The 21,903-nt window shown below is 66.0% G+C and carries 22 protein-coding genes and 1 pseudogene; 3 read left to right on the top strand and 20 right to left on the bottom strand.

Annotated features, from left to right (window positions below):
* The 12 genes from CAL18_RS05800 to flgB all read right to left on the bottom strand — a co-directional run.
* Positions 1-811, bottom strand: an 811-nt coding sequence (locus CAL18_RS05800) for a HAMP domain-containing protein (protein ID WP_249278381.1), incomplete at its 3' end; no start/stop codon positions are given.
* Positions 812-867: 56 nt separating this feature from the next.
* Positions 868-2,094, bottom strand: a complete 1,227-nt coding sequence (gene flgL, locus CAL18_RS05795) for a flagellar hook-associated protein FlgL (RefSeq protein ID WP_094817506.1) — start codon at positions 2,092-2,094, stop codon at positions 868-870.
* A gap of 43 nt (positions 2,095-2,137) precedes the next feature.
* Entirely contained in the window at positions 2,138-3,784 is a 1,647-nt protein-coding gene (flgK, locus tag CAL18_RS05790; RefSeq protein ID WP_094796432.1) for a flagellar hook-associated protein FlgK, read from the bottom strand.
* A 69-nt stretch (positions 3,785-3,853) separates the two neighbouring features.
* Entirely contained in the window at positions 3,854-4,810 is a 957-nt protein-coding gene (gene flgJ, locus CAL18_RS05785; protein WP_094817505.1) for a flagellar assembly peptidoglycan hydrolase FlgJ, read from the bottom strand.
* On the bottom strand, positions 4,810-5,943 hold the full coding sequence (locus tag CAL18_RS05780) for a flagellar basal body P-ring protein FlgI (RefSeq protein ID WP_026639834.1): 1,134 nt from the start codon (positions 5,941-5,943) through the stop codon (positions 4,810-4,812). Before CAL18_RS05780 ends, flgJ begins: the two co-directional genes overlap by 1 nt.
* 2 nt (positions 5,944-5,945) lie before the next feature.
* Positions 5,946-6,635 carry a flagellar basal body L-ring protein FlgH gene (locus CAL18_RS05775; RefSeq protein WP_094796430.1) on the bottom strand — a complete coding sequence of 230 codons (690 nt, stop codon included), beginning with the start codon at positions 6,633-6,635 and terminating at the stop codon, positions 5,946-5,948.
* On the bottom strand, positions 6,635-7,420 hold the full coding sequence (gene flgG / locus CAL18_RS05770) for a flagellar basal-body rod protein FlgG (RefSeq protein ID WP_026639836.1): 786 nt from the start codon (positions 7,418-7,420) through the stop codon (positions 6,635-6,637). The genes CAL18_RS05775 and flgG overlap by 1 nt, the downstream gene beginning before the upstream one ends.
* A gap of 63 nt (positions 7,421-7,483) precedes the next feature.
* Entirely contained in the window at positions 7,484-8,242 is a 759-nt protein-coding gene (locus CAL18_RS05765; protein WP_026639837.1) for a flagellar basal body rod protein FlgF, read from the bottom strand.
* 28 nt (positions 8,243-8,270) lie between these two features.
* On the bottom strand, positions 8,271-9,503 hold the full coding sequence (gene flgE / locus CAL18_RS05760) for a flagellar hook protein FlgE (protein ID WP_026639838.1): 1,233 nt from the start codon (positions 9,501-9,503) through the stop codon (positions 8,271-8,273).
* A gap of 72 nt (positions 9,504-9,575) precedes the next feature.
* Positions 9,576-10,274, bottom strand: a complete 699-nt coding sequence (locus CAL18_RS05755; RefSeq protein ID WP_026639839.1) for a flagellar hook capping FlgD N-terminal domain-containing protein — start codon at positions 10,272-10,274, stop codon at positions 9,576-9,578.
* Between the two features lie 20 nt (positions 10,275-10,294).
* On the bottom strand, positions 10,295-10,714 hold the full coding sequence (gene flgC / locus CAL18_RS05750; protein ID WP_026639840.1) for a flagellar basal body rod protein FlgC: 420 nt from the start codon (positions 10,712-10,714) through the stop codon (positions 10,295-10,297).
* A gap of 8 nt (positions 10,715-10,722) precedes the next feature.
* Positions 10,723-11,130, bottom strand: a complete 408-nt coding sequence (gene flgB, locus CAL18_RS05745; RefSeq protein ID WP_026639841.1) for a flagellar basal body rod protein FlgB — start codon at positions 11,128-11,130, stop codon at positions 10,723-10,725.
* A gap of 180 nt (positions 11,131-11,310) precedes the next feature.
* On the opposite strand from flgB, the gene flgA reads away from it, so the two are divergent.
* The 3 genes from flgA (at position 11,311) to CAL18_RS05730 (ending at position 12,929) form a co-directional block, all read left to right on the top strand.
* Complete coding sequence (flgA, locus tag CAL18_RS05740) at positions 11,311-12,015, top strand: flagellar basal body P-ring formation chaperone FlgA (RefSeq protein WP_038852365.1); 705 nt, start codon at positions 11,311-11,313, stop codon at positions 12,013-12,015.
* A gap of 124 nt (positions 12,016-12,139) precedes the next feature.
* Complete coding sequence (gene flgM / locus CAL18_RS05735) at positions 12,140-12,430, top strand: flagellar biosynthesis anti-sigma factor FlgM (RefSeq protein WP_094796428.1); 291 nt, start codon at positions 12,140-12,142, stop codon at positions 12,428-12,430.
* A 25-nt stretch (positions 12,431-12,455) separates the two neighbouring features.
* A complete protein-coding gene (locus CAL18_RS05730; protein WP_051423778.1) occupies positions 12,456-12,929 on the top strand; it encodes a flagella synthesis protein FlgN in 474 nt (157 codons plus the stop codon).
* A 2-nt stretch (positions 12,930-12,931) separates the two neighbouring features.
* Here the strand turns inward: CAL18_RS05730 and flhF are convergent, their stop codons facing one another.
* From flhF to CAL18_RS05690, 8 genes and pseudogenes are all read right to left on the bottom strand, one after another.
* Complete coding sequence (gene flhF, locus CAL18_RS05725; RefSeq protein ID WP_094817504.1) at positions 12,932-15,241, bottom strand: flagellar biosynthesis protein FlhF; 2,310 nt, start codon at positions 15,239-15,241, stop codon at positions 12,932-12,934.
* On the bottom strand, positions 15,238-17,355 hold the full coding sequence (flhA, locus tag CAL18_RS05720; protein ID WP_094796426.1) for a flagellar biosynthesis protein FlhA: 2,118 nt from the start codon (positions 17,353-17,355) through the stop codon (positions 15,238-15,240). Before flhA ends, flhF begins: the two co-directional genes overlap by 4 nt.
* A gap of 27 nt (positions 17,356-17,382) precedes the next feature.
* Positions 17,383-18,522, bottom strand: a complete 1,140-nt coding sequence (gene flhB / locus CAL18_RS05715; protein ID WP_026639847.1) for a flagellar biosynthesis protein FlhB — start codon at positions 18,520-18,522, stop codon at positions 17,383-17,385.
* 126 nt (positions 18,523-18,648) lie between these two features.
* Positions 18,649-19,281 carry a protein phosphatase CheZ gene (gene cheZ, locus CAL18_RS05710; protein ID WP_026639848.1) on the bottom strand — a complete coding sequence of 211 codons (633 nt, stop codon included), beginning with the start codon at positions 19,279-19,281 and terminating at the stop codon, positions 18,649-18,651.
* 8 nt (positions 19,282-19,289) lie between these two features.
* Positions 19,290-19,679 (bottom strand): chemotaxis response regulator CheY, encoded by a 390-nt coding sequence (gene cheY / locus CAL18_RS05705; protein ID WP_026639849.1) that lies wholly within the window; start codon positions 19,677-19,679, stop codon positions 19,290-19,292.
* A gap of 95 nt (positions 19,680-19,774) precedes the next feature.
* Positions 19,775-20,830, bottom strand: coding sequence for a protein-glutamate methylesterase/protein-glutamine glutaminase (locus CAL18_RS05700; RefSeq protein WP_094796741.1), 1,056 nt, complete (start codon positions 20,828-20,830; stop codon positions 19,775-19,777).
* A 10-nt stretch (positions 20,831-20,840) separates the two neighbouring features.
* The gene (locus CAL18_RS05695) at positions 20,841-21,701 is read right to left on the bottom strand and encodes a CheR family methyltransferase (RefSeq protein WP_026639851.1); all 861 of its coding nucleotides are present in this window, start codon (positions 21,699-21,701) and stop codon (positions 20,841-20,843) included.
* 4 nt (positions 21,702-21,705) lie between these two features.
* Positions 21,706-21,903, bottom strand: a pseudogene (locus CAL18_RS05690) (methyl-accepting chemotaxis protein); the annotation flags it as partial.

Genomic DNA, 21,903 nt, shown 5'->3' with positions numbered 1-21,903 from the left:
TGATCTCGTCAACCCCGCGACGAACCTGCGACACCGTGCGCGCCAGGTTCTCCTGCATCCGCTTGAGCGCCGCAAACAACTGGCCTATCTCGTTGCTGTTGCGAACCTCTACCCGCGCCGTCAGGTCCCCGTTGGCAATCTTGTCAAAGTGCTGGCCAGCTTCCCGCAGGGGCCGGAGCACGCTGCGTTGCATAAAGACCCAGCACAGGCCGGCCAGCACGAGCGAAATCAGCACCAGTGCAATGGACACCGTGCGCGACAGCATGTAGTCGGCTCTGGCATCGACTACGAGCTGGTCAGTGCGCGTATTGACGAACTGGAGATAATCCGAGAACGCCTGGTCGAAGGCCGCCGCCGCGGCCTGCGTACCGGTATTCTGTTCGATGAAAGCGCGCAGGTCCTGCCTGTCCATCGCATCGAACTGTCGCGCTGCGCTGCCGGCATAGCGCTGGTAGGCGGCATTCAGCGCCTGGGCTTTCTGCTCCAGCGCCTCGCTCTTGGTCATGTCCATGAACGCGGTGATCAGCCGCGCCGCACTCGCGCTGGCCGTACGCGCCTCATTCAGCGACTGGCTCGATTCGCGCAGGCGGCCCTCCTGCAGTTCAACGAGCGACGCAGATCCGCTCAAGCGGGCGCGCTGCAGCAGCGTGACCGCCTGGTATACCGGCGTCACCTGATTGGAGTACACGGCGTTGACCCGGTCGAGCTTGTCGTTGCTGGAGTACATGGCCAACCACGCAGCCGCGTTGGACACCAGCAGCGCCAGCAACAATACGCCGAGCACAAGCAGTATGCCGGTGCGAACTTTCAAATTTGACAGCATGATCCTGGGTCTATAAAGAGATAAACAGTAAAGCGCCAAAGGGCTCAACGCCCGCGGCTGAACAGGCTGGAACCCTGGATGGTCGAGAACGACGCCGCTGCGGCGTCCAGCGCCACCTTGCGCAGCAACAGCTGGGAAGTCACGCTATAGACGTCGACGTCTTCCAGGTCGGACAGCTGCTTGGTATACGACAACGTGCGTTGCGCGCCCACCGAGTCCAGGGCGTCGAGCTCGTTCAGGCGCGCGCCCACCGAGGCCTGCACGGTCAGCACGTTGTCCAGCGTCAGTGACAGTTTGCGGTTGGCGGTGGCCAGCATGTTGTTGATGGCCGTCATCGCCGCCGGGTCGTCCATGGCGGGCGTGGCCAGGGTGTCGATCAGGTCGCCGAGCGTCTCGAACATATCCATGTTCGATGCCTTGGGCGTTTGCACCGTGTAGGTATCCCCCGCAGCGGGCTGCCCCGAGATGCTGGCCCTGACGCCGCCCATGTCTATGGTCTGCCCTTCCACGAACGGCACCGGCGCCGGCGCAGGCACCGAACCCGGCACCGTGTCGGCCGTGTAGCTCAGCACGCCGCCCACGTCCGAGAATGTAATGACGAAGTCCTGCCCCACGTTGTTGCCAGCGGCCGGGGCGTCGAATGACACCTTGCCGAACTGCCCGGTTCCCGTGTTGGCGGCCCCGGCCTGCATGATGTAGGCCATCGATCCGCTGGCCGCCTTGCCGAAGATATCGGCGATCACATCGCTGCCGGCCATCTGGCGGCTCTGGTCTACCTGGATGATGCGCTGGCCATTGTCGCCGCCATAAGTGACCGAACCATCGGCATTGAGTGTCACCGGTTGCGCGTAACCGTCGTGGCCCGAAAACAGGTATTGCCCGTTGCCGTCCGTGGCGTTGGCCAGGCCCACCAGTTGCTCGCGCGCGGCCTGGAGCTCGGCCACCAGCGCCTGGCGGTCAGGGTCGCTGAGCGTGCCGCCCGCCTGCACAACCCGTTGCAGCACCGACTGCAGCGTGGTCACCGAGGACGCCAGGGCATTGCTTTCCAGGCCCAGGGTCTGCTTGGCCGTATCGCGGTTGTTCGCGTAGGTCGCATTCATGCTCGATGTCTGCGACACATTCACCGCCAGCGAGGCGGCAAGCGGATCATCGGCCGGCGTCAGCACGCGGCGGCCGCTGGCCAGCTGTTCCTGCAGGCGCGACAACGTCGCTTCTTGCTTGAGGATGCCGTTCAGGCCGTTCTGGTAGATAAGAGAAGTGCTCAGGCGCATGGTAAAAGCTCCGGTCCGTATCAGTCAGCTGCAATCAACCGCATCAGCGCAGGCCGAGCAAGGTGTCGAACACCGTGCTGGCCACATCCAGGATCCGGGCGCTGGCCTGGTACTGTTCCTGGTAGATCGTCAGGTTGACGTATTCCTCGTTGAGGTTCACGCCGGAAACCGACAGGTATGCCGAGGTCTGCTGTGTGATCAGGTTGCCCTGGGCCGTGTTGGCGGTCTTGATCTGCTGGGTCTGTACACCCACGTTGTTGATCAGCTGCGAAAACTGCCCGGCCAGGCTCAGCGTGCCGCCAGCCAGCACCTTCGTGGTCTGCAGCTTGGCGAGTTCCAGGCCGTTCGCGCCATTGGTCGTGCCCCCGGTCGCGTCGGCCAGGGCGATCTTGGCCGGGTCCGTGATCAACATGCTCAGATCGCGGGCGGCGTCGCGCATGGGCTGCAGCGTCCAGCTGTCGCCGGCCATGGCGGTGCCGCCCAGCTCCAGGCTCATGCCGTCGATCTCGATCGACGGCGGCGCGCCGGCCGGCGTCAAGGTCTGCGTCGCGCCGTCCGAGCGGCGGGTGACCTGGTAATTGGCGCCATCGAACACTATGTCGTACGAGGTCGCCCGCAACGCGCCCGCGTCGGTGAATGCGGCGGTCAGCGTGCCATCGCCGCCGTTTCCGGCCTTGGGAATGCCTGTGTGCACACCCAGGCCGAACATGGGCCCGCCAGGATCGCCGTTCAAGTCCAGCCCCGCCTCGTGTTGCGCATTGAACGCCAGCGCCAGCCCCACAGCCAGCTGGCCCAGCTGATCTTGCGCCGCGTCCAGCGATGCGCTGCGGAACTGCAGGAAGCCTCCCAGCTTTCCGCCGCTGATCTGGCTGTCGGCAAGCTCCACTTTTATCGTCGTGCCGCCGCCCGATGGCAGTGAATAGGCCAGTGCCATGCGCGTGGGATCGGCCGCCGACTGCACGGCCGCCAGCGGATACACGGTCGTGCCCGACAACAGCGTCTGTCCGCTTTGCAGGGTGATGTTCAGTGTGTCGCCCTGCTGGTAATAACGTACGCCCACCAGTTGGTTGAGCTCCGACAGCGCCTGGTCGCGCTGGTCCAGCAAGTCGTTGGGCGCATGGCCCGACTTGCCCTGCGCGACGACGATCTGCTGGTTCAGGTCGTTGATGCGCTCCAGGTAGCTGTTGACCTGCTCAACCGTGGTCGAGATCTGCGTATTGACCCCGTCGCGCAGATTCTGCAGCTCGCGATAGGCCGTATTGATCTGCGTGACCAGCGAGTTGGTTTTGCCTATCATGTCCTGGCGCACCGCAGGGTCGGCAGGGCTGCTCGCGCCGGCGTTCACACTGGCGAAAAAGCCCTCCAGCGCCGGCGTGATGCCTACGGTGCGGTCGGCGAACAGGTTGTTGATCTGCGATATCTGGTCGTAGTGGGTGGCCAGCTGGGCGCCCGAACCCTGGGCGCCTACCATCTGGCGATACAGGAAGCTGTCGTACTGGCGCTTGACGGTATCGACCTGCACGCCGCGGCCGAAGTAACCCTGCCCCGTCTCGGTGGCGCCGGCTGTCGAGGTGATCACGCGCTGGCGGCTGTAGCCGACCGTTGCCGAGTTGTTGATGTTGTGGCTGGTGACTTCCAGCCCCGCCTGCGAGGCATTCAACCCGGTGAGCGCCAAGTTGTACAGATTCATATTGCCGATATCCCGTAGAAAACCGCATTCGGTCCAGATACCGGGTTAACGGCACGCGCCCCGCCGAATTTAGCGCGCACCGTCAAATTCCCCGGCGCCTGCGCCGCCAAGCTGCGCCATCACCGCAATCAGCTTGTCGGCATATGCCGGGTCGGTGGCATAGCCGGCCGCCTGGATGCGCCGCGCGGCCTCGACCTCGTCGCGCGCGTGCAGAACAGATTCGTAACGCGGGCTTTCGCCGATCAGGCGCGCATAATCGGCAAACGATTCCTCATACGACCCGTAGGCGCGGAATGGCTCCACGACCTTGCGGGGCACGCCGTCCTGGTATTCGGTGGTCATCACGCTGACCACCTTGCCGCGCCAGCCCGCGCCGGCCTTGATGCCGAACAGGTTGTGGCTGGTGGCGCCGTTTTCGTATTTCAGTTCGCGCCGGCCCCACCCCGATTCCAGGGCCGCCTGGCCCAGGATCAGGCGCGCCGGCAGCCCCGTCTGGCGCGCCGCATGTTCGGCTGGCCCGGCCATGCGCGACACAAAGTCCACCACGTGCGCAGGAGCGCCATCGGCCACGGCCAACTCTCGCTCGCGCGCACGGTTGTTGCGCATCAGTTCCAGCAATGCCGCCACCTGGCGCGGGGCGCGCGCCGAGCTGTCGGCTGGCGCGGCGGCCAGGGCCGGATCCAGCGCCGCGTCGGCGCCCGCTGCCCGGCCCTGCTGCATCTGCTTCAGCATGGCCTGGGCCAGGCCGACACCCGGATCGGCCAACTGCAGCGCCAGTTGCTCGTCCGTCATGGTGCGCAGCATCTGCGACTGCTGGGAGTCGAACAGCCCTCCCTTGGGCGTAGCCTCGCGCATGCGCTTGAGCATCATCTGCAGAAACAGCGCTTCCACTTGCGTAGCAACCTGCTTCTGCGCACCGGCATCGTCGGGCCTTGAAGCGGCGCCGCGCTTGAGGTCAGCCAGGCGTCCCATGTCGAAGACCGACTGCTGAGAACCCGGTCGCGGCGTATAACTGACAAAAGCCATCAGATAATTTCCAGGTCGGCGCGCAGCGCGCCCGCCGATTTCATGGCCTGCAGGATGGCCAGCAGGTCCTGTGGCGTGGCGCCCAGCGCGTTCAACGCCTTTACAACGTCTGCCAGGTTGGCGCTGGTGCGCACGCGGTGCAGCGCGCCGTCTTCCTGGCGCACCTCGATCTGCGTGTTGGGCACCACCACCGTCTGCCCGCCGCCGAAGGGGGTGTCGGGCTGCGACACCTGCGCCTGGCGGTTGATGATGACGGACAGGCTGCCGTGCGCCACGGCCGCTTCGTCGATCATTACGGTCTGGTTCATCACCACCGACCCCGTGCGGGCGTTGATAATGACTTTGGCTGTGGCGGGCGCGCGCCGTACCTGCAGGTTCTCTACCTTGGCCAGGAAAGCGGCCTGCGCCGCTGCGTCGGCCGGCCCCCTGACCTGCACGACCCGGCCATCGACGGCCTCGGCCGTGCCTGGACCGAATGCCTGGTTCAGCGCCGCCACCACATTCTGGGTTGTGCCGAAGTCGGTCACATCCATTTCCAGGTAGATGCTGCCGTCGTGTGCGAACGAGGTAGGCACCGCGCGCTCGACAATCGCCCCGTCGGTAATGCGCCCGCCATTGAGCTGGTTGATCTGCACACTTGAGCCGCCCGCGGACGCCCCGGCCCCGCCCACCAGGATGTTGCCCTGGGCGATCGCATACACCTGGCTGTCGGCCCCCTTCAATGGCGTCATCAACAGCGTGCCGCCGCGCAGGCTCTTGGCATTGCCCATCGACGACACCACCACGTCCAGGCGCTGGCCGGGGCGCGCAAACGGCGGCAGCGTGGCCGTCACCATGACGGCGGCCACGTTCTTCAATTGCATGTTGCTGCCCGGCGGCACCGTAATGCCCAATTGCGAGAGCATGTTGGTCAGGCTTTGCTGGGTGAAAGGTGTCTGCCGCACCTGGTCGCCGCTGCCGTCCAGCCCGACCACCAGGCCATAGCCGATCAGCATATTGCCGCGCACCCCCTGTATGGAGGCCAGGTCCTTGATGCGTTCGGCATGCGCCGCGCCGCCCAGCGTCAGCAATGCCGCCAAGGCCAATGGGCCGGCGCGGCGCAGCAAAGCGGAAAACAGAGGAAAGAAAGTCATGGTCAGAACGGCGATGCGATCAGGAAAAAGCGCTGCAGCCAGCCCATGGTCTGCACTTCATCCATGACTCCCTTGCTGCGATACTCGATGCGGGCGTCGGCAACCTGGGTCGAAGACACCGAATTGGCGCCCGTTATCGAGCGTGGATCCACCACGCCGGAAAAGCGCACATATTCGCTGCCCCGGTTGATGGCGATCTGCTTTTCGCCCGCAACCTGCAGATTGCCGTTGGGCAGCACGCCTATCACCGTGGTGGTGATCGTGCCCGTGAACGTATTGTTGGCGCTTGTATCGCCCTTGCCCGATGCCTGGTTCGACCCCGACGCATCCGTGTCGAGCTTGGCATTGGCCCAGCTGTCCATGAAGCCGGGGGTGGCGGCAATACCCAGGCCGACGCTGCCGCTGCGGTTGGTATTGGTGGCGACGTTCTTGGCCGCGTTCGTGCGCTCGTTCAGCACGATGGTGACGATATCGCCCACGTTGCGGGGCCGCCGGTCTTCGAACAAGGGGTAATTGCCGTAGACCCTCGGCTGGTAAATGGCGCCATTGGGCTGCGCCGCCGCCATGGGCGGCGGCGGGGGCACGGCCGTGACGGGGCCGCTGACTATCGGTTCGGGCGGAATCATCGCACACCCGACAGCCGCCACTGCCAGCATGGCCGCAAACAGCAGACGCAGCACATTCATGGGCATCACAACTGCGTCAGGCGAGCCAGCATTTCATCCGAGGTCTTCACAGCCTTGCTGTTCATCTCGTACGCGCGCTGCGTGGTGATCATGTTGACCAGCTCTTCGGCGACGTTCACATTGGACGTCTCGACATACTGCTGCAGGATGGAGCCCGCGCCATCGATGCCAGGCTGCAGAACGTTGGCCGGGCCCGACGAATCGGTTTCCAGGTACAGGTTTTCGCCTATGCTCTGCAGCCCGGGCGGATTGATGAAGGTCGCCAGCTGCAACTGGCCGATCTGCACGTTCAGGCCCGCAGCGCCCGGCTGGGTCACCGAAACGGTGCCGTCCTTGCCTATGGTCAGCGACAGCGCATTGTCCGGCACATTGATAGGCGGCTGGACCACATAACCGCCCGCCGTGGTCAGCTGGCCGTTCTGGTCGACCTGCAGGGCGCCGTCACGCGTGTAGGCCTGGGTGCCATCGGGCAGCTCCACCTGCAGAAAACCCTTGCCATCGATGGCGATATCCAGCTCGCCGCCGGTGTTGTTCATATTGCCCTGCGTGAACACCCGTTCGGTCGAGGCGACACGCACACCCGTGCCCAGCTGCAAGCCGGTGGGCAGCTGGTTGGCGTCACCCACCTGAGCGCCGGGCTGGCGCAGCGTCTGGTACATCAAGTCCTGGAAGATCGCACGGCCCCGCTTGAAGCCGTTGGTCTGGACGTTGGCCAGGTTATTGGAAATGACGTCCATCGAAGTCTGCTGACCTTCGAGACCCGTCTTGGCAATCCACAGCGAACGCATCATGATGGAAACTCCTGGAGCAAGCCGGCACCTGGGCCGGCTCGCATAGATAAAATTGAATCAGCCTCAGTTCATCGACAGCAGGCTGTTGGCCCGCTCGGCGTTCTGGTCTGCCTCGCTGATAACCTGCATCTGCATTTCGAACCGCCGGGCGTTCTCGATCATCCCTACCATCGCCTTGATGGGGCTGGCGTTGCTGCCTTCCAGCACCCCTGCCATGATGCGCATCGCCGGGTCGGCCGGCAGGGGCGGCGCGGGCTGGCCGCCCAACGGCGCCATGCGGAACACGCCGTCGTCGCCGCGCACCAGCTGCTCTGGCGGCGGGTTCACCAGTTTCAGGCGTCCCAGGTTGAGAATGTTGTTGGGAGGGTCGCCGGCCCCCAGAGCGGTAATGGTGCCGTCGCTGGCGATCGTCAACGTCGCCAGTTCCGGCACATCGACGATCCCGTTCTGGTCCGACAGCACGGGCTGCCCTTGCGCGGTCTGCAGCACACCATTGACTCCCACCTGCAGGTTGCCGGCGCGCGTGTAGGCCTCGCCTTGCGGCGTCTGCACGGCGAACCAGCCCGGGCCCGCGATGGCGACGTCCAGCGCGCGCCCGGTGGTTTCCATATTGCCCATCTCGAAATTGCTGCCGGGCGTGGACGCCACGGTGGAAACGCGAGTGGGCAGCGACGTGCCGTCCAGTACCGGCACCGACCGATACAGCGCGAGCTGCTCGCGAAAGCCCGGCGTGCTTACATTGGCCATGTTGTTGCTCAGCGCGGCCTGGTGCTCGCCGATGCGTGCCGCGCCGCTCATGGCGGTATAGATGATTCGGTCCATGCCTGATTTCCGTGCGTGGCGCCGCGCCTTAGCGCATGTTCATCAGCACTTGCATGATCTCGTCCTGCGTCTTGATCGTCTGCGCATTGGCCTGGTAGGTGCGTTGCGCGATGATCATGTTGACCAGTTCGCGGCTCATATCCACGTTGGATGCCTCCAGCGCCTGCCCCACCACCGGCGCCAGGCCGTTGGTGCCCGGCTGGCCCAGCGTGGCCTGGCCCGACGCGGCCGTTTCCGCCCATGCGTTGTTGCCCACCGGCTGCAGCCCCTGCACATTGTTGAAGTTCGCCAGCGCCAGCACGCCCACCACCGCGCTCTCGCCATTGGAATAGTTGGCAAGCAGCGTGCCGTCGGAACCCACCGAAATGCCGCTGAATTCTCCGCTGGAATAGCCGTTCTGCACGACCTTCGGCGAGAAATCGCTGCCGTACTGGGTAACGCCGTCGTAGCTCATCGTGATGGCAAGCGGCTCGGCCGGCGAGGTCGCGCCGCCCGGCGTGGCAAAACTCAAGGCCACGGTGGGGGCCGACGTCAGGCGCCCTGCCGAGTCAAAGGTCAGCTGTTGGCCGCCGCCCCACACGCCGCCCGCTTCGGTGCTGGGCGCCATCGCCTGGCCATCGAGGCTGTAGTACACCTCGTAGACGCTCTCGGTGGCGGTGCCCGGCCGCTTCACGAAGTACTGCATCATTTGATGCGAGTTGCCCAGCGAGTCGTACACCGTGGTGGGCACGGAGTCTGTATAGGTGGAAGCCAGCGTGGGATCAAAGGCCACCGCCGGATCGATGACGTCCGCGTTCGCGTTCAAGTTGGACTGCAGCCCCGCCGTCGTGGTCGCGCTGGGCGCGATATTGCCTTGCGGCAGTCGCAGATCCACAGGCGCCGCCCCTACCGCGCCCGCGGCGTAGCCGGTCAGGCGAAAGCCCTGCGCATTGACGACGTAGAAATCCTTGTCGACCAGAAATTCGCCGTTGCGGGAATAAAACACCCCGCCGCTCTGGTCCGTCAGTCGGAAAAATCCCTTGGGACCGTCGATGGCGATGTCATATTCCCCGCCCGTGACACTGATGTTGCCCACCGAGAAGCGCTGGTTGATGGCCGACACTTTCACGCCCAGGCCTACGCGGGAACTCGCGTACACGTCGGCGAACGAGGCGGTGGCAGACTTGAAGCCCACCGTGCCCGAGTTGGCGATGTTGTTGCCGATGACGTCCAGATTCTGCGTCGCAGCGTTCAGGCCGCTCAATCCTTGTCCGAAACCCATGTGTTTTCTCGCTTGTTTGTATGTATCGAATCGATCGGCCGGCGTCAGGCCGCCAGCCCCCGCCTTGCGCCGTCAGGTGCCCAGCACCTTGCGCACATCCAGCACGCTGATCTGCCCTGCCAGGCCCAGGTCCAGCCTCAGCCCTTCTGTGGAATAAGCCACGCTCTTCACCTGGCCATATGTCAGGGCTTCGGCCTTGACCTTCTTGCCGTCGGCGTCGGTCGCCACGACGTTGACCGTGTACTTGCCGTCCACCAGCGCCTGGCCGCCGTCGTTCGTGCCGTCCCAGTTCAGCGTCAGCACGCCGGCGTCCTGTTCGCCCAGTTCGATAGTGCGCACCACGGCGCCCGAAGCGTCCACGATCTTTACGGTCACTTTTGCGGCGTCGCCCTGCACGTCCACGCCGAAGGGCGTCGCTACACGCTTGGATGGATCGCTCGCGTCGGTGCCCAGCGAGATCTTGTTGCCCGGAATCAGCACGCCCTTGCCTATCATCGCCACGGCGTTCATCGACTGCGACACGTCGATCTGGCCGCTGATGGCCAATAGCGTGTTCTTCAGATTGTTGATGCCCTCTACGGTGGAGATCTGTGCAAGCTGCGAAGTCAGCTCGGCGTTCTCCATGGGATTGAGCGGATCCTGGTTCTTCAGCTGCGTCACGAGCAGCGTCAGGAAGCGGTCCTGCAGGCCTTGCGCGCTGCTGGCGCTGTTGGCGGCGGTTTGCGCAAGCGCCAGCGCGGTGGGGTCGGGGGAATTGTTGACCGTGGTCATCCGGTGCTCCGATCAGGGGGTCACGACTGACCGATGGTCAGCGTCTTCATCATCAGTTGCTTGGCCGTGTTGAGCACCTCGACATTTGCCTGGTACGAACGCGATGCGGCGATCATATTGACCGTCTCGGCCACGGGATCGACGTTGGGCATGGTCACGTAGCCTTGCGCATCGGCCAGCGGGTGGGCCGGGTCGTAGACGCGCTTGGGCGGCGACGCGTCCTGGACGACGCCCGCCACGCGCACGCCGCCGATTTCCCGGCCGTACGGCTGGCCGGCGGCCGGATCGACCTGGAACACCACCTGGCGGGCGCGGTACGGCTGCCCGTCCGGGCCTACGACGCTGTCGGCATTGGCCAGATTGCTGGCTGCCACATTCATGCGCTGCGATTGCGCCTGCAGTGCCGAGCCGGATATTGCGAAGATGCTGGTCAGAGACATAACCTGGCCTACTCCTGAATGGCGGACATCATCGAGCGGATACGCCCGGAAACCAGCTGCAGCGTGCTCTGGTAATGCATGGTGTTGTCTGCGAACCGCACGCGCTCGGCGTCCATATCCACCGTATTGCCATCTACGCTCGGCTGGTACGGCAGCCGATACTGCAGCTCCGCGGGATTGGGCATGGCGGCCTTGCCCGGGATATGACGCGCAGAGGTCAGCGCCAGATGGGTGTCGGGCAAGCGCATGCGGGTATCCAGTGCGTCGCGCATGGCGGCCTGGAAATCGAAATCCCGCGCTTTATAGTTGGGCGTGTCGGCGTTGGCGATATTCGAAGACAGCACCTCCTGCCGCTGCGCACGCAACGCGAGCGCCTGCTGGTAGAAGCGGAAATCCTCATTGAGCCGGTCTAGCATCCTGGAAGCGTCCTGCGCAAGAAAAGATGGGGACGAACAGAATGGCGGCCTGTCCGCCACTCCTTTTTGCATGACGGCATCTTAGGGGCGGCGCGCGCCACACAATCAACCAAATAAACCGTCATTTTTGAGTCAATTCGCCCCTTGCCCGCGTGGGCCGGCTCCTACAATGCCTGCATCATGCAAACGCTACCGCGCTTCTTCGCAGGCCTGGCAGTGGCCGCCTTGCTGCCATGCGCCACGGCTGCCCCGGCCGCGCCCGCCACGGCGGACGCCGCGGCCATCGGGCGGGCGGCCGAAGCGTTCCTGCGCGAGCAGGTGGGCCCCGTGCCAGGCGACTTATCCATCGCGCTTGACCCGATCGACACCGGCCGCACGCCGGCCTGTGACGCGCTGGCGCCGTTTCTGCCTTCGGCGTTGCGCCTGCGCTCGCGCATGACCATCGGCGTGCGCTGCACCGCGCCGCAACCCTGGACCCTTTATCTGCAGGCCAGCGTAAGCGTGCGGGGCACCTACTATGCGGCCGCGCATACCATCCGGCCCGGGCAAGCCATCCGGCCCCACGACCTGGCGCCGCGCAACGGCGACCTGGTGACGCTGCCGCCCGGCGTGGTAACCGACCCGGAATCAGCCATAGGCATGCGGGCGCGCTACCGCATTACCGCCGGCCAGACAATGAAAATCTCGGCGCTGCGCAGCGCCGACGCCATTACCCGCGGGCAGCAGGTCCGCATCACCGCGCGGGGCCGCGGCTTCGTGGTCAGCAGCGACGGACAGGCCCTGGCCGATGCTGCGCCGGGCGCCACGGTGCAGGTACGCACCAGCTCGGGCCAGGTCGTCAGCGGCATCGTCCGCAGCGCCAGCCTGGTAGAGGTGGCCCTATGACAAGGCCCTGCGCTGATGGGCGCCGCGAATCCGCGCTAAAGTTCTCCATCCGGCCGCCGTTACAACAACCAGAGCCGGCCACCATGTTGCGCGCCTGCCGGCGCCAAGCCCTGCGGAGAACCTCTTGAAAATCACGACACCTGCTTCCCGTCCGATCGGCCCCCAGGCGCCGACGGGGCGCACCGACGCCGCGGGCCACCCGGCGCAGGGAGCCGGCGCATCCGGACCGTCGAGCGCCCAGGTCGCCTTGAGCCCGGCCTCGCGCCAATTGCTGGCATTGCAGTCGGGCGACAACGATATCGACGTCGAACGCGTGGCGGCCATCCGCACGGCGATCGCGTCCGGCCAATTGCAGATCGACACGGGCCGCATCGCCGACAGCCTGATCGCCAGCGCCCGCGACCTGCTCAAGTAACCTCCCCTTTCTGTACGGCCTCGCCATGGAACTGCCCGATAGCCTGCTCGATTGCCTGGTGCGCGAAACCGCGCTGGTGTCCGAATTCTCGGTACTGCTCGAAGCGGAAACACAGGCATTGGTAAATCGCGAGGCATTCGACCAGTTGCCCGGGCTCGCGCAGCAAAAAGAAGAGCTGGCCCTGAGGCTTGCGGCACTGAGCGATCACCGCGACAGCTTGCTCGCACGCCTGGGCTTGCCCGCCGGACACGAAGGCACCGGCCAGGCAGCCGCGCAGGATGCCCGACTGTCCGAAACCTGGCAGGTTCTGCTGGCCCGGGCCGCCAAGGCGCGCGAGCTGAACGACCGCAACAGCGCGCTGGTCGAGCTCAGCCTGCGCTATACGCGGCAATCGCTCGATGCGCTGCGCGAGCTCAGCGGCGTGGCCACCGCAGGCACATACGATGCGCAGGGCCGCGGCCGCCGCGCCTACGGCGGCAAGAACATCGTCGCGGCCTGAGTTCAGGCCGCCATTTCCAGCATCGCAAAGATCTTCAGCAGCGCAGCCGGCGCCGCGCGCGGCGTCAGTTTGCGGCCACGCGCCAGCGCGCTCTGCAGCATGGCGTCCAGTACGCCGGCGCCGGGCGCCTGGGCTATCTGCCAGCATGCCGTCCCCAGTTGCGCGGCCACGGCCGCACGTGCCGCCGGATCCGACGCGTCCATCGTTCCGGACAAGGCCGCCCACGCCCACGCCATATCGCGAAACGCGCGGCGCGCCTGGTCTTGCCGCACCAGCCAGCGGGCAACGACTGCGGCGTCGGCATCGGCCGCCGACAAACTGGTCAAGGCAAACAGTTGACGCAGCAGAGTGCCGTCGGCGGCAACGACCCTGGCGCACACCAGCCGTGCGTTCTGGGGCGGCGTGCCGCGTCGCGGCAAAGCCACTTCCGTGCCCGATGCCCAGAGCCCGGCAAGGCCGGCATCGCCTGCGCCCGCCGGGCGCAGCGCCGGTACGCCGGCCATGGCCGGCACGGGGCCGACGGGCAAGTATCCCAGCGATTTGCCCACGGCATTCAAGTGGGTAGGGCAATCGTCATGCAGGACTTTCAGCGCGCCCGCCTGGCGCATCACCCAGGCGGATCCTGGCGGCAAGACCCGCCACGGCGGTTCGTGGCCCGAGTCCAGCACATGCACCAGGGGAATGTTGGGCAGCCCGCCGGCCAACGCCGCCGCCACGTCGGCCGCGGCGCGGTCGGCGCGCGCGACGGCTTTCGGATCCGCCACGGCAGCCGCCCTCCGCGCCCAATGCACGGTGGCCTGCGCCGCGCCCAGTGCGTCGCCCCGGTCGCTCATGAGCACGGTGGCCCGCAAACCCGCTCCGGGCAAGTCGACGCCATTGAGGGAGGCCTCGCCATGCACCGCCAGCAGCCAACGTTCGCACGCCGCCGGAAATGCGCGCCGGATTGCCGCCAGGTCCTGATCGGCGCCCTGCCCCGCAGGGTCCCGAGCCTGGCCCAGGCCGCGCCACATGTCGCGAGCCTGCCCGCTGGCCACATCCCGCTCAAGCCAGTCGCAAGCCTGGCCAAGCAGCGCCCGGCCATCGTCGCGCCCCGGCAGCAATGCCGCAGCCAGCCACTGCCTGCGGCGCAGCGCGCCCGTGTCCGACGCAACGGCGCTGCTGGCGCGCCACAGTGTCGCCATATCGGCTTCGCTGGGCGCATACAGTGCCGGCGCGCGGGCCGGCGCGGCCAGCGCGCGGTCCACCAGTTCATCGGCGCGCGCCAGCGCCAGGTGCTCGGGCACCTTCTGCCCCACGCAGACGTAATGCACAGGCAGCCGGTGGCGGATGGCGGTATCCAGCGCCGGCCCCAGGCGCGAGGCTTCGTCCAGCTTGGTCAGGATGCAGCCGGCCACGTCTTCGCCGGCGCCGTTGCGGTACGCATGCGCCACTTCATCCAGCGTTTCGCCCTGGCTGGCCGCATTCAGTACCAGCAGGCGCCGCACTGGCCGCCCGGCGCCGCACAGCAACGCCGCCTGCGCGGCCACCTGGCGATCACGCTGGCTGATGCCGGTAGTATCGATGAGGATAATCTTGCGGTCCCCCAGTTCGGTCAGGGTGGCGCGCAACTCGGCCACATCCCGCACCGAGCGCGCCGGCACGCCCATCAGGCGTCCGTATATCTGCAATTGCTCGAGGGCCCCGATACGAAAATTGTCGGTGGTCAGCATTGCGACCCGCTGCCTGCCTTCGCGCGCTACACAGCGCGCGGCCAGCTTGGCCAGGGTCGTCGTCTTGCCCACGCCGGTCGGGCCTACCAGGGCGAAGACTCCGCCCTGGGCAAGCAAGTCGTCTTCGCATGCCAGTATGGGCAGATGGGTCACCAGTTCATTGCGGGCCCACGACTGCGCCTGGCGCAGTTCCAGGCCGGCGGGCAGGCGTTCGAGCATGGCGCGCACCAGCCGCGCGCTGAATCCCGCGTCCAGCAGTGCGCGAAACAGCGCGGCGCGCTGCGGTTCGCGCCCCGGCGCCTCGGCGCCACCCCACAACAGCCCGTCCAGGCGGCTTTCCAGCGCGCCGCGCAACGCGCCGATGGCCGCTTCCAGTGCGCCAGCTGATTCTGCGGCCGATGTCGGCGGCGCCTGCACGACGGGCAGGCTTGCCTCTGGCAGCGGCGCGGGCTGATCCGCCGGCGGGTCGTCCAGCGTGGCCAGCACTTCTATGCCCTCGGGCACGCTGCGGTTCGATACGATCAGCGCGTCGCTGCCGAGTGTCTCGCGCACCTGGCGCATGACGTCCCGGCTGGTGGCGCCTACAAAACGGCTGAGTTTCATGCGCCAGCCCCGATCAAGGCCGTGACGCGCAGCCTGCGTTCATCCGGAATTTCCGCGTTGGACAGTACGCCCAGCTGCGGCATGTGATGCCGCAGGAATCGCGCCAGCGGCGCCCGCAGCGGCGGCGACACCACCAGCACCGGCGCGTCGCCCTGCGCCTCCTGCCGGGCCACGCAACTCTGCGCTTCGCGCAGCAGCGTATCGGCCAGGCCTGGCTCCAGGCCGCCGCTGGTCGTCAGCGCCTGCACCAGCACGCGTTCGAGCTTGACGTCCAGGCCAATCACTCGAAGTTCGCCGTCGCCCGGGAACCACTGCTGGGTGATGGCCCGCCCCAGCGCGCGACGCGTCAGGGCCACCAGTTCCGACACCACATCCATCTGAGCGCCGGCCGAGGCGGCCTGCGCGGCAAGGCGGGGGGCGTGCTCGGACAACGTATCGATAATCGAGCGCATGTCGCGGATGGGCACTTCTTCGGCCAACAGCCCCTGCAGCACTTTCTGCAACGTTGTCAGCGACAGGGTCTTGGGCACCAGGTCCTCTGCCAGCTTGGGCGCTTCGGCGGAAATGCGGTCCAGCAATTGCTGGGTTTCCTGGCGACCCAGCAGGCTGTCCCCATGGCGGTGCATCATATGGTTCAGGTGCGTGGCGACCACGGTGCTGGCGTCGACCACCGTGTACCCGGCCGCCTGCGCCGAATCGCGCTCGGCGCTGTCGATCCAGGTTGCCGGCAGGCCGAATGCCGGGTCTGTCGTGGACGTTCCCTTCAGGGGCGTGGTGACGCCGCCCGGGTCGATCGCCAGCCACTGGTTGGGCATGGCGGTCCCCCGGCCGATCTCGACCCCCGACAGCAGAATGCGATAGTCGTTCGGCTTGAGTTCCAGATTGTCGCGGATATGCACCACAGGGGGCAGGAAGCCCACATCCTGGGCAAACTTCTTGCGCAGACTGCGGATGCGATGCAGGAGCTCGCCGTTCTGGGCATGGTCAACCAGGGGTATCAGCCGGTATCCGACCTCCAGCCCCAGCGGATCGACCATCGACACGTCTTCCCAGCTTGCCTCAGCGGCCGCGGCCTGGGCCTGCGCCGCTGCTTGCGACGGCTGGGCGGCTTGCGCGCGGGCCGCCTCCCTGGCCCGCTGGCGCAGCGTCCATCCCGTACCCGCCAGAATGGCGGCCAACGTCAGGAAGGCCAGGTGCGGCATATTGGGTATCAGCCCCATGATGCCGATGATGGCAGCCGTCAGGAACAACACGCTGGGGTTGGAAAACAGCTGCGTGAGTATCTGCTGCCCCACGTCCTGGTCGGTCGCCACGCGCGAAACCACCACGCCGGCAGCGGTAGAAATCACCAGCGCCGGAATCTGCGCCACCAGGCCGTCGCCGATAGTCAGGAGGGTATAGACGCGCGCTGCGTCGCCGACAGCCATGTCGTGCTGCGCCATGCCGACGATCAAGCCGCCGATGACGTTGATCACCATGATCAGCAGGCCCGCGATAGCGTCACCGCGCACAAACTTGCTGGCGCCATCCATCGAGCCGAAGAAATCGGCCTCCTGGGCGACTTCACCGCGACGCCGCCGCGCTTCTTCCTCGCCGATCAGGCCGGCATTCAGGTCGGCGTCGATGGCCATCTGCTTGCCCGGCATCGCATCCAGGGTGAAGCGCGCGCCAACCTCGGCGATACGCCCTGCGCCCTTGGTGATGACGATGAAGTTGATGATGGTAAGAATGATGAACAGGATGATGCCGACCGCGAAGTTGCCGCCCACCAGAAAGTGCCCGAAAGCCTCGATCACCTTGCCGGCCGCGTCCGGCCCCGTATGGCCATTGAGCAGCACCACGCGGGTGGAAGCCACGTTCAGCGACAGCCGCAACAAGGTGGCAAACAGCAGCACCGAAGGAAATGCGGCAAAGTCCAGCGGCTTGCGAGTGAACATCGCCACCAGCAGAATCATCACCGACAACGCGATATTGAACGTAAACAGCAGGTCGAGCAGGAAGGTGGGCAGGGGCAACACCATCATGCCCAGCACCAGCACGATCAGCACCGGGCCTGCCAGCAGGCGCGCATTGGCCGCGCCGTGGGATTTCAAAGCGGAAAGCAATTGGCTCATGCGTATGACTCTTATAGGCGGCCCGCGCTATCGCGCGTGTGCCAGCGGATCCAGTTCGGCCGGTACCGGCAGGCTGGCCGGCGCGTCGGGCTCTGCGCCCCACTCTGCCCGCCAGCTGCGCAGCTGGAACACCCAGGCCAGGACTTCGGCCACGGCGGTGTAGAGCGCGGCGGGAATTTCCTGCCCGATCTCAACATGTTGGTGCAACGCTCGCGCCAGGGGCGGCGCCTGGAGCAGCGGCACGCGGTGCTCGCCGGCCAGCTCGCGTATGCGCGCGGCGATCAGCCCGGCCCCCTTGGCCACGACGCGCGGCGCGGCTTCCCCTTCGCCGTACCGCAGCGCCACGGCATAGTGCGTGGGGTTGGTCACCACCACGTCGGCGCGCGGCACCTCGCTCATCATGCGACGCCGCGCCATCGCGCGCTGCTGCTGGCGGATGCGCGCCTTGACGTGCGGGTCGCCTTCGCTTTCCTTGTGTTCCTGGCGCACATCCTCCTTCGACATGCGCAGCTTCTTCAAATGGCTCCATATCTGCCACGGCACGTCCAGCGCCACGATGATGGCCAGCGATGCCACGATCAGCGCCGCGCAGAACACCACCAGACCCAGCGCCTTGGCCAGCGCCGCCGTAGGCGCGACATGCATCAACCCCAGCATCTCGTCGCGATGCGCCGAGATGACGGCTACCGCCACGCCGCCAACCAGCAGCGCCTTGGCCAGCGCCTTGAACAACTCCACGGCGGTCTGTGCGGAAAACATGCGCTTGATGCCGGACAATAGGCTCAGCTTCGAAAAATTGGGCTGCAACGGCTTGGTCGAAAACACAAAGCCGCCCAACAGCACGCTGCTGAGCACGGCGACCGCCATCAGCACGCCAAACAGCGGCAAGAGCACCAGCAACACCTGGCCCGCGCCATCCACGGCCTGCTCGACCATGACGCCGGCATCGCGGCCTATCCGCGCATCGAACCCCAGCCCATTGCGCAATACACCCGCAATGCCGCGATAAAGCCACGCGCCGCTCAGCCACAGCCCGCCCGTCCCGGCGGCCAGCAGCAGAAACGTGCCAAGCTCGCGCGAACGCGCAATCTGCCCCTCTTCCCGCGCCTTTTCCAGGCGCCGGGGAGAGGCGGCTTCAGTTTTTTCAAGGTCGCTATCGTCGGCCATGCTCGCGGAGTCATCTGCCGCCCGCGTGGCAAAACGGAACGGCCCGCCGAGATTCTAGGGGGCCGCGCACCTGGCCGATCAGCCAAGAAGCAGGGAGAAACCGCGGCTATTCCATGCCGCGCACGCCTAGAATCCCAGGCTGGCAAGCAGGTCGTCGACCTGGTCCTGGCTGGTTACCACGTCGGCCTTGCCGGCAGGGTTGACCTGGGGGCCGTTGAGCAGCGACTGCGCTTCCTCGCGCCGCTCCTGGGGCACGTTGTCCAGCAACACCTGCAGCAGTTCACGCTCGATGGCGCCCACCACGTCCATCATGCGCATGATCACCTGCCCCGTCAGGTCCTGGAAATCCTGCGCCATCACGATTTCCATCAGGTGACCCTGGGTCTGCTGGGCAAGCGCGGGCACGCCCCCCAGGAACGCGCGCGTGTCCTTGACCAGTTCGCGCGCCTCGGGCAACTCCAGCGGCTGGTCGAACCATTGTTGCCAGCGGGCATCCAGCTGCGATGCCGTGCGCGACAGGTTGTCCTGGAGCGGTCCGGCCGCGTCGGTGGCGTTCAGCACGCGGGTAGCCGCCTGCTCGGTCATCTGCGCGACGTAGCGCAGCCTGTCTCGGGCGTCCGGAATCGCCTGGGCCGCGTCCTTGATCGCCTGGTCCAGCCCCAGTTCCCGCATACTGTCGCGCAGCATGCGCGTAAGCGACGCGATACGGTGTATCAGGTCGTTGGGGTCGGCGCTGCTGCCTGGTTCCATTGCGCTCATCGTGCACCTCAGCCGGCCAGTTTCTCGAAGATCTTGTTCAGCTTTTCTTCCAGCGTCGCCGCGGTGAAAGGCTTGACCACATAGCCGCTGGCGCCAGCCTGCGCAGCCGCGACGATGTTCTCCTTCTTGGCCTCGGCCGTGACCATGAGCACCGGCAACGATTTCAGCGCCGCATCCGCCCGGATCTGCTTGAGCATTTCCAGGCCGTCCAGATTGGGCATGTTCCAGTCCGACACCACGAACTGGAAATCGCCATTGCGCAGCTTCTCCAGGCCGATGGCCCCGTCTTCTGCTTCGTCCACGTTCTCGAAACCCAGCTCCTTGAGCAGGTTTCGAATAATGCGCCGCATGGTGGGAAAGTCGTCCACCACCAGAATCTTCATGCCCTTGTCTATCATTTCCACTCCAGAAGATTTACTCATTCAATATTGCGAGACCGAAGGCGGGATCGCGTAAATGGCGCAGATGTCTGACTCCCACGGATGTCAGACACCTACACCCGCGTAGCGCGGTCGCCCAGCCTCGTCAGAATCCGTTCACTCATTTCCCACAGCGACACCACCTCGGCGGCCGCCCCCAGCGCGATGGCCTCGCGGGGCATGCCGAAAACGACGCAGCTGGCTTCATCCTGTGCAAGCGTATGCGCCCCCGCCTGCCGCATGGCCAGCAGGCCCGCGGCGCCATCCTTGCCCATGCCCGTCAGGATCACGCCGATGGCATTGCTCCCCGCCGCCTGGGCGGCCGAATTGAACAGCACATCCACCGACGGGCGATGGCGGTTCACCGGCGCGCTGTCCTCCAGCTCGATCACGTAGTTCGCACCGCTGCGCCCCAGCTTCATGTGCGTGTCACCCCCCGGAGCCAGGTACACGTGCCCGGGCAGTACCCGCTCGCCGTGCGCGGCCTCACGCACCGTCACGGCGCACAGGGCATCCAGACGCTGCGCGAACGAACGCGTAAACCCGGCAGGCATATGCTGCGTAATGAGTATGGCGGGGCTGTCGGGCGGCATGGGCCGCAGCACCTCGCGGATCGCCTCCGTTCCGCCAGTGGACGCGCCCATCATGACCAGCTTCTCCGAACTGGCGTAAGGCGTACGCAGGCGGGCGGCAGGAGCTGACGGCGAGACAGTCGCCGTGACGCGCAGGCGCGCGCGGGCCGCGACCCGGATCTTGTCCGCGATCAGTTCGGAATACTCGAGCATGCCGTGCCGTATGCCCAGTTTGGGCTTGGTCACGTAGTCAATGGCGCCCAGCTCCAGTGCACGCAACGTGGTTTCGCCGCCCCGCTCGGTCAGCGACGACACCATCACTACAGGCATCGGGCGCAGCCGCATGAGCTTTTCGAGAAAATCGAGCCCGTCCATCCGCGGCATTTCCACATCCAGCGTCAGGACATCGGGGTTATGTTGCTTGATCAGCTCTCGGGCAACCAGCGGATCGGGCGCTACCGCCACCACTTCCATATCCGCGTGGCTATTGATGATCTCTGTCATCAGGCCGCGCACCAGCGCCGAATCGTCCACACACAGGACGCGTATCTTGCTCATCATTGCCACCTCACTGCTGGCCGGAAGCGCTCACGCATTCGTAGACGGTCTGCCCCTGCAGGCGAAAATCCCGGCTGATGTACGTGAAGTTTTCCGAGTGCCCGGCGAACAGCAGTCCCCCGTCTTTCAACATCGGGACAAACCGCTTCAAGATGCGCGCCTGGGTGGGTTTATCGAAATAAATCATGACGTTGCGGCAGAAAATCGCATCAAAGCGCTCACCGATCGGCCAGACCGGCGCCAACAGATTCAACGGTTCGAACCGCACCATTCTCGCCAGTTCGCCACGCACACGCACCTGCCCTTCGTTGGCTCCTCGTCCACGCAGAAAAAATCGCTTCAGGCGGGCGGGCTCCATCCGGGCCACCCGTTCGGCGGCATATATCCCGGCGCGAGCCCGGCTCAACACCTGAGTGTCGATGTCCGTGGCCAGCACGCTCGCCCGCGCCGCGCGCTGCCCCAGCGCTTCGGCCAGGGTCATGGCGATCGAATAGGGCTCTTCGCCCGTAGAAGCCGCGCAGCACCACACCGACACCGGGTCGCCCCGCCCCCGCACGAAGGCCTCCAGAATCGGAAAGTGGTGGGCCTCGCGAAAAAACGCGGTCAGGTTGGTCGTCAGCGCGTTGACGAAATCTTCCCATTCCGGCGAAGCCGGCTGGCGTTCCAGTTGATCGAGATAGCCCGAAAAATCCTGCCGACCCAGCGCGCGCAGGCGGCGGGTCAGCCGGCTATAGACCATTTCACGCTTGTGCTCGCCCAGCGAAATGCCGGCGCGCTCGTGGATCATGCGCCGCACTCGCGCGAAATCGGCGTCGCGGAACTCGAACTGCCGTTCCGCCTGGAAAGGAGTACCGGTGGCTGGACTGCACACAGCGTCACGACTGCAAGGCCAGTGCGCCCGGCGCGGGCGGGTGCGCGCCATCGGCCACGCGCGGCGCGCGCTGCGCGCTCAACTGCTGCGCGGGCACTTCGATGACTTCGCCGGTATTGATCTTGAACACCGCCACGGCTTCGGCCAGGCGCTGCGCCTGCTCCTGCAGCGAACCCGCCGCTGCGGCCGCTTCCTCGACCAG

Source organism: Bordetella genomosp. 7 (assembly GCF_002261415.1).
Taxonomy (GTDB): domain Bacteria; phylum Pseudomonadota; class Gammaproteobacteria; order Burkholderiales; family Burkholderiaceae_B; genus Bordetella_A.
This window is presented reverse-complemented; position numbering and strand designations above follow the sequence as displayed.

What these genes read in the sequence shown, in the direction of transcription:
- CAL18_RS05780 (WP_026639834.1), bottom strand. Translation starts at nt 5,943, where the DNA reads ATGACTTTCTTTCCTCTGTTTTCCGCTTTGCTGCGCCGCGCCGGCCCA.
- flgA (WP_038852365.1), top strand. Translation starts at nt 11,311, where the DNA reads ATGCAAACGCTACCGCGCTTCTTCGCAGGCCTGGCAGTGGCCGCCTTG.
- flhA (WP_094796426.1), bottom strand. Translation starts at nt 17,355, where the DNA reads ATGAGCCAATTGCTTTCCGCTTTGAAATCCCACGGCGCGGCCAATGCG.
- CAL18_RS05765 (WP_026639837.1), bottom strand. Translation starts at nt 8,242, where the DNA reads ATGGACCGAATCATCTATACCGCCATGAGCGGCGCGGCACGCATCGGC.
- CAL18_RS05775 (WP_094796430.1), bottom strand. Translation starts at nt 6,635, where the DNA reads ATGCCCATGAATGTGCTGCGTCTGCTGTTTGCGGCCATGCTGGCAGTG.
- CAL18_RS05730 (WP_051423778.1), top strand. Translation starts at nt 12,456, where the DNA reads ATGGAACTGCCCGATAGCCTGCTCGATTGCCTGGTGCGCGAAACCGCG.
- flgL (WP_094817506.1), bottom strand. Translation starts at nt 2,094, where the DNA reads ATGCGCCTGAGCACTTCTCTTATCTACCAGAACGGCCTGAACGGCATC.
- CAL18_RS05755 (WP_026639839.1), bottom strand. Translation starts at nt 10,274, where the DNA reads ATGACCACGGTCAACAATTCCCCCGACCCCACCGCGCTGGCGCTTGCG.
- CAL18_RS05700 (WP_094796741.1), bottom strand. Translation starts at nt 20,830, where the DNA reads ATGAGCAAGATACGCGTCCTGTGTGTGGACGATTCGGCGCTGGTGCGC.
- flgC (WP_026639840.1), bottom strand. Translation starts at nt 10,714, where the DNA reads ATGTCTCTGACCAGCATCTTCGCAATATCCGGCTCGGCACTGCAGGCG.
- flhF (WP_094817504.1), bottom strand. Translation starts at nt 15,241, where the DNA reads ATGAAACTCAGCCGTTTTGTAGGCGCCACCAGCCGGGACGTCATGCGC.
- flhB (WP_026639847.1), bottom strand. Translation starts at nt 18,522, where the DNA reads ATGGCCGACGATAGCGACCTTGAAAAAACTGAAGCCGCCTCTCCCCGG.
- flgJ (WP_094817505.1), bottom strand. Translation starts at nt 4,810, where the DNA reads ATGGCTTTTGTCAGTTATACGCCGCGACCGGGTTCTCAGCAGTCGGTC.
- flgK (WP_094796432.1), bottom strand. Translation starts at nt 3,784, where the DNA reads ATGAATCTGTACAACTTGGCGCTCACCGGGTTGAATGCCTCGCAGGCG.
- flgB (WP_026639841.1), bottom strand. Translation starts at nt 11,130, where the DNA reads ATGCTAGACCGGCTCAATGAGGATTTCCGCTTCTACCAGCAGGCGCTC.
- flgE (WP_026639838.1), bottom strand. Translation starts at nt 9,503, where the DNA reads ATGGGTTTCGGACAAGGATTGAGCGGCCTGAACGCTGCGACGCAGAAT.
- cheZ (WP_026639848.1), bottom strand. Translation starts at nt 19,281, where the DNA reads ATGAGCGCAATGGAACCAGGCAGCAGCGCCGACCCCAACGACCTGATA.
- flgG (WP_026639836.1), bottom strand. Translation starts at nt 7,420, where the DNA reads ATGATGCGTTCGCTGTGGATTGCCAAGACGGGTCTCGAAGGTCAGCAG.
- cheY (WP_026639849.1), bottom strand. Translation starts at nt 19,679, where the DNA reads ATGATAGACAAGGGCATGAAGATTCTGGTGGTGGACGACTTTCCCACC.